Origin of the sequence: Asticcacaulis sp. W401b, assembly GCF_046503825.1 — a bacterium.
In the GTDB taxonomy this organism is placed as follows: Bacteria; Pseudomonadota; Alphaproteobacteria; order Caulobacterales; family Caulobacteraceae; genus Asticcacaulis.
Map to the genome: position 1 here is coordinate 1 of NZ_JBKFEE010000039.1, position 3,998 is coordinate 3,998.

Consider the following 3,998-nt stretch of genomic DNA (forward strand, 5'->3'; position numbering starts at 1 on the left):
GGCGTTATGCCGATATCGGCATAAGGTGCACTGGACCGGCGCGAAGCATCGTCTCGATCGCAAGCTGGAGAATTACCGCTACCGCGACAGCCGCGCCCGCGAGGAACTGGTCGCGGAACTCGGGGCGCTGCAATTGGGGCTTCTCATCGGGCTGCCGGTCGAGGACAAGCTTTTCGAGAACCACGCGGGCTATTTGCAGTCGTGGGTGCGTATTCTCAAGGACCAGCCCGCCGAACTGATCAAGGCGAGCGGACTGGCAACGCGTGCGGTCGATTATCTGATCAAGGCGTCGCGTATCGATCTCTCAGTGCCCGCCGTTGCCGCGTGATCCGACAGCCCCGCAAGGAGCTGTTTGCGTGTGATGTGTGGATCGGCGTTCACCCCGGGACGTCCTCATCTTAGTTTACCCGCCTGATTTGCAACAGTAAACTCTGGAATGGCCGGGTCCCCATCGGCGCCGATCGGGACCCGGCCATTTCAAGCATATCATTCGAAGTCAGATAATTATTGAAGGTATTGTGGTCCCACTTTTGACGCCGATCTACATCAGAGCGTTATGAGTCTACGGCCTAGTGGGCCAAAAGAAGCCACTCCAGCCCAAACACGTGTGGTCTATTCGCGTCAGACTTGAAATGAGCAAGTCGCCAAGAGACCTTGCGCTCTTCAACCTGGCCATAGACAGCAAACTGAGAGCCTGCGACCTTGTGCGTTTACGAGTGAATGATCTTTGTCAATCTGGCAAGGCCCGTGATTGGGCTACAGTAATTCAACAGAAAACGGGTAAGCCCGTTAAGTTTGAAATCACGGAACACACGAGGCTCGCGGTTGAGAAATTGCTCTCGCATTTGCCCGCGGGCGGAACCGGATATTTGTTCCCGGGGCGATCCAAACAAAGGCCTCATATTTCTACAAGGCAATACTCGCGGATTGTTCACTCGTGGGTCGAAAGTATCGGACTGGAAACAGCCATGTACGGCACCCATACTCTGCGACGAACAAAGGCCGCACAGTTGTATCGGAAGACCGGCAACCTACGCGCAGTGCAACTCCTATTGGGTCATACCAAGTTGGAGAGTACAGTTAGATATCTCGGCATAGAAGTGGATGACGCACTGGAAATGGCTGAACAGATCGACCTGTAAGACACAATGGGCGCTCGGTCGCAAATTGCCGCCGAGCGCCCGAAGGGGAAATAGGACTGCCGCTGTGACTAATTGCAAATTTCGGCTCGTTAGCGGATGTACGTTGTGCCCATCGCAGAAGGCATTTCTCAGCACTTCTCCCTGAAAATTTATCGTTTTACCGCGTGCAATTTAGCAGTTAATAATTCTGCCCTGCCGAAGGGGAAATAGCTTGAAGTGGTTTATTCTGACCTTGAAACTGACCCTGCTGACCTGCCCGGCAGCATTTGCAGATCCAAACAAGTCTCCAAGGCCCATTTCTGAACTACGCTCGTTGAGTAACGATGAAATCAGGCACCGGTTAAGTGACACATCCGCCGGACCACAGTGCTGCGACATGGCGGAGGTGTTCCGACGCGATGGTAGCTATGTGCTTTACGGACGGGGGCCCATTCACGGAATTTGGATTGCGCGCTCAAGCGCCGTTTGCGTCACGCGAATTGGCCACGGGGAAGTTTGCCGTTTGTTATATACAGATGAACAGGGAAACATTTACGTCAGACTCAAGAATGAGCAGAAAAACCTGGCCGTACATCTAGACGTCCGCCCGTTGCCCCCCACGACGCCATAACTAGGCCTGCGGCCTTTGGCACCCTCGCGCCCAGAGCGGAAATGGAACCGACGTCAGGTTAGTTCTGCAAAAATCGCTCCAAAGCGGAAGCAAGCGCGGCGAGTCTAGCAACTACGAAAAATCAGGGGTGACCTACATTCCACCACGAACCGGCCCTAGGTGCCAATGCGGTGAAGCCGCTCGTCAATAACGTAAACACGTGTGTTGACGCGAGTCCGGCATAATGCAACCCTAGGTCAAAATCCGAGGTCAATCGGGGGGAAACTCACATGTTCACGAGACGCCATTTGCTGGCTTCATTGCCGCTCTTCACAGCAGCGCCATCCGCCCGCGCCGGAGAAGCCTCTTTAACAGTCCCAATCGTCGTTACCCGGCAACGCCGGATCATGACCAGCCTCTCCATCAGCGATCAAGGCCCTTTTTACTTCATAGTCGACAGCGGCGCGTTCGTCAGTGCACTTCGGCCTTCTATCATCCGCAAGCTGGGTCTTCGCCGCGTAGACTCGATGCGCGTAGGAGGTCTCGGTGGATCCGACTATGCTCAGGTTTACGACGCGCGGAAGGTCGTGTTCGGCGAAAGCTTTCGCGTCGATGCTATGGCGATGGCCGGACTGGAGTTTCTGGAAAAGGCCGACGCCGACGGACTACTGGCTGCCGGGTTCCTGACGGCAGCTGAGGCTGCCCTTGATTTCGACAAGCTCCGCATTGACTTCCACCCCGGCGGCAAGGGCCTGAACCTTGACGGCTACACTGCGTGGCCGACCCGCCGCGAGCTGGACGGGGCCGGCGAAAAGATCTTCATTGATGTTACTGTCGATGGCCTGAGAGCCAACTGCCTCCTCGACACCGGTGCCCAGCCAGCGGTGATCTTGGGCTCTGACTTCGTGAAAAAGCACAAACTTTGGGACCGCTACGCCGATCCGCAAGAGGGCAAGAGGCGCGGCGTTCATGGGGATGAAGTGAGGAGCCGTTTCGTTCATGCTAATACCCTTGAGGTGGGTAACCTCCCCGTAAAGGGGGGCCCGCTGACCCTTCTTACCCCGACCGCCAATGATCATCTGGGCGTTGGCTGTGACGGCATTATCGGGATGGGCGCCATTGGGCGCTTCAATCTCATCTTCAAGAAAGACAGCCTGTACGCCAAACCCAATCGCTATTTCGAAGAGGTTGCCCCCCTATTCTCTGCGTGATCCAGCAGAGCGATCCCGCTCCGCTGGGCCTATCGGAACAGGCATCGCACTGAACTAATCACAGGTGATAAAAATCCTAACCCCGTGTTTTTCGGCCGAGCGCCCGAATGTATGGACCGGCTGCCGATCGCAAGTAAGATTTCGCATGAATAGCAGAAGTCGCTTATATGTATCCGGCCTGTTGATCGGCATGCGAGCCGTGGCCTTGATGGGAATACGCACGCGCTTTTGGCCTCATTAGCGGATCGGCCGGCAAGCGGCCATTCGGGCGCTCAGGCTCAGGGCGCGTTTATCGTTCCGTTCCATGCAGTCGTCTTAGTCGCGAACTGGTTGGTGATCGATGCTATACGGCCTCGACCTCGGTTCTGTGGGTATCGAAGGCCTTTCCTGAACTCAGTACGCTCCAGCTGATACGTGCCAGCTTGTTGGCGAGAGCGGCTGCGAGTTTGTTTCGATGCATCCGCGTGGCGGCGTTGGTGAGCCAGTCTCCGAAGCTGTACTTCGGCCAGTTTTGCGGCCTCATCAAGAGGACATTGGCGGCCTGTACGAACAGCGTTCGCAGATATCGGCTTCCGCGCTTTGAGATGCGTCCAAGAATTGAGCGACCGCCCGTGCTGAATTGCTTTGGCACCAGTCCTAGCCAGGCCCCGAAGTCGCGACCACGTTCAAAGGCCTCGCCCGTGCCGATGGCCGCGACAACCGCCGTGGAGATCAAGGGGCCGACCCCGGGCACGCTCATCAAACGACGGCAGTTAGCCTCATTCCGGCTGATCTCTTCGATCTCGCCGCTGATGGTCTCGATGCGTTCATCGAGCCACAGCCAGTCTTCATAGAGGCCGACGATCAGTTGGCTCATCCGGGGCGAAATCTCATCCGCGCGGTTGTCGAGAATCTCAAACAGCGAGTTGCGTAACGCCCGTACGCCGACCCGGACCGTGATGCCCTGCTCGATAAGGAAGGCGCGTATCTGGTTGATTGTCGCCGTACGCCTTGACACCAACCGCGAGCGAACACGATGGCAGGCCTGAAGATCCAGTTGATCCTGGGTCTTCTCAT

At 56.5% G+C, this 3,998-nt stretch carries 4 protein-coding genes; 3 read left to right on the forward strand and 1 reads right to left on the reverse strand.

All coding sequences use genetic code 11. From position 1 onward, the window contains the following. From ACK8OE_RS20655 to ACK8OE_RS20665, 3 genes are all read left to right on the forward strand, one after another. On the forward strand, nt 1-328 hold a 328-nt coding region (locus tag ACK8OE_RS20655), incomplete at its 5' end, for a zincin-like metallopeptidase domain-containing protein (protein WP_410274197.1). Between the two features lie 304 nt (nt 329-632). Beyond that, complete coding sequence (locus tag ACK8OE_RS20660) at nt 633-1,142, forward strand: tyrosine-type recombinase/integrase (protein WP_410274198.1); 510 nt, start codon at nt 633-635, stop codon at nt 1,140-1,142. An 879-nt stretch (nt 1,143-2,021) separates the two neighbouring features. Beyond that, on the forward strand, nt 2,022-2,942 hold the full coding sequence (locus tag ACK8OE_RS20665; RefSeq protein ID WP_410274199.1) for a pepsin/retropepsin-like aspartic protease family protein: 921 nt from the start codon (nt 2,022-2,024) through the stop codon (nt 2,940-2,942). Between the two features lie 343 nt (nt 2,943-3,285). Here ACK8OE_RS20665 and ACK8OE_RS20670 read toward each other — a convergent pair. Further along, nucleotides 3,286-3,998: IS110 family transposase (locus ACK8OE_RS20670; protein WP_410274200.1), on the reverse strand; the 713-nt coding region annotated here is incomplete at its 5' end.